Source organism: Campylobacter concisus UNSWCS, assembly GCF_000466685.1.
GTDB lineage: Bacteria > Campylobacterota > Campylobacteria > Campylobacterales > Campylobacteraceae > Campylobacter_A > Campylobacter_A concisus_A.
Genome location: NZ_ANNG01000036.1, coordinates 1 through 2,227, shown reverse-complemented (window position 1 = coordinate 2,227; position 2,227 = coordinate 1). Strand labels below are relative to the sequence as shown.

At 26.9% G+C, this 2,227-nt stretch carries 3 protein-coding genes; all 3 read right to left on the bottom strand.

Annotated elements, in window-relative coordinates:
* Positions 1-263: 263 nt before the first annotated feature.
* Complete coding sequence (locus tag UNSWCS_RS07765; RefSeq protein ID WP_035143740.1) at positions 264-659, bottom strand: hypothetical protein; 396 nt, start codon at positions 657-659, stop codon at positions 264-266.
* Between the two features lie 9 nt (positions 660-668).
* Complete coding sequence (locus UNSWCS_RS07760; protein ID WP_035143737.1) at positions 669-1,094, bottom strand: hypothetical protein; 426 nt, start codon at positions 1,092-1,094, stop codon at positions 669-671.
* Between the two features lies 1 nt (position 1,095).
* Positions 1,096-2,227 (bottom strand): hypothetical protein (locus tag UNSWCS_RS11995; protein ID WP_035143735.1); only part of this gene is annotated, 1,132 nt, incomplete at its 5' end.

Here is a 2,227-nt window from a genome sequence, read left to right as displayed (position 1 = left end):
TGAGATGTAAATGTTGCCATTTTTACTAATTAAGCTAACATCTTCTTTTGCGTTTAGAGTTGAGCCTTTTACACTTATATCATAATTAGTATCTATATTGATATTATTGGCATTTAGGGTAGAACTGATGGAATTTAAATTTAATTATAGAACTTAAGAATTTGGTAATAACGAAGCTTGAGGTATTGTTTGGAATAAAACTAATATTATATCAATAAGTAAATTTGTTGGTTTATTTGGTTTTGTTAATAGTCTCTTTATGATTACATAATAATTATTCTTGGTTCATCAAAAGAAACAATTTCTATGAAATTTTCACTTGTTACTATTAGATAGCTTCTTATTGCATCAATCCAAGTATCTGGTATTTTATCTCTCCCACTATTTACAACATCGATTAAAAAATCAGAATTTTTCATAGTCCAAAATGAACTTTTATGTAAATCGTCACAATTGTATGTAGCATAAAAATCTTTACTAACTCTATAAGAACAAAAATTATCAAAAATTAATTTAACAAACTCATTATTATTATATAATTTTAATGTTATTTCTAGAATTTCACTATGGACTATATCGTCAAAATAATTATTTATTATGTGGTATTGTATTACTTGGTTATTTTTTATTGGTTTCCAAATTTTAAAATATGATTTCATTTTGCCTCCTTAATCGTTATATCGTATTTTAATGACATTACCGTATTTAATTTTTGGTTCATATAAAGACACGACTTCTATAAATTCATTATTGGTTATAATTAGATAACTTTTGAATTGTTTTGCTTCATAAAACTCAAATGTATTTTTTGAAATTAAATTTGCTGTTTCGCAATTTTCTATTATTAATATTGGAAAATCCTTATATTCCTGTGGTAAAGTGTATGTATTTCCGTAATCAAAACTTTCTTTTATAACTTTATAGTTGCTTAGTTCCCCGTCAAATATTATTTGAAGTTGTTTATTGGAATTCTCTTTTTTTAGAGCAATAATTAATTCACCACTTGAAATATCATTAAGCAAAAAATCTAATTTTTTAAAACCAAAAGTACTTTTTAGTTCAAGGTATTTTGTTAAGTTTATTTGCGTTTTCATATTACTTATACCTTATTTTAATTGGCTCTTTACCCTGAATTTCTAGCGTAGCTTCTGAACCATAAGTACTCTTTGTTCTTATATTTACTTTTCTACCATCGCTCAATTCACCTATTTTTACCAAACTGCCATCTGATTTTTCGACTGTTTTAATGTTTTTTACTCCAAGTGCTTCAAAATCTTTTTCCGCCTGTTTATAACCACCTTCTTTTTCATATTGTATTAGTTTTGTGCTTGTTTTTCTACCTTTTTCCGCATTTTCGAGTATTTTATCAAAATCTATATCCTTATTATCCGCAACCTTAGTTACTTTATCAACTTTTTGAGCTTCGTTTGCTTTGTTTAATGGATTTTCAGGGACTTTGTTTTCTGTGGCATTTTTTGCATTTTTACCACCTTTGGTAACGATATTCTTAATAGATTTACCGATTGTTAAAATCCCAATACCAATTATATGCAAATATTTGTTATTATCACTTTGGCTCATATCCTGCAAACTAAATGCTGCTTGATTATTACTTAATATATTTTTGATATCCGTATTTTCATAATCTAAATTTACATTAGACTTCAATAAATCAATATCATTTCCTTGTGTGCCAAGAGCTTTCTTTAAATAGTCTGTTAAAATGCTACCTTTAAAATTTGCATAGATATCTTGTTTGGCATCTTGCGGGATAAACTTATTATTGCTTGCAGCTATCGCATGGGTAATTTCGTGTCCTAATGTATCTGTAAAATCCTCCAAATTTGATATATTTGCTAAATTTAGAGTTATTACGTTTACTTTTGAATTATAGTTTCCTCTAAACTTTTCATTGTTTGCACCAATTGCATTGGTATCATTTATAAATTTAACTTGTATATCACCTAAATCATAACCATTTGATTTGGCTAAATCTTTTGTAAATTCTGCCAAGAAATTTTCTTTTTCGTTAATTGAAAGATTATCGTTTTGTAAGATATTTACTAGTTCGTTTCCAAGAGCTTTATTTATTTGGTATGTGTTATAGTTTTCTTTTACTTCACTGTTAAAATTAAACTCACCAGTTTCTATAATGGCATTTAGTGCTTTTGTTATGGCAGTAGCTGTATTAAACTCATCCTTGATATCCTTTTGCCCACTCTTAGTT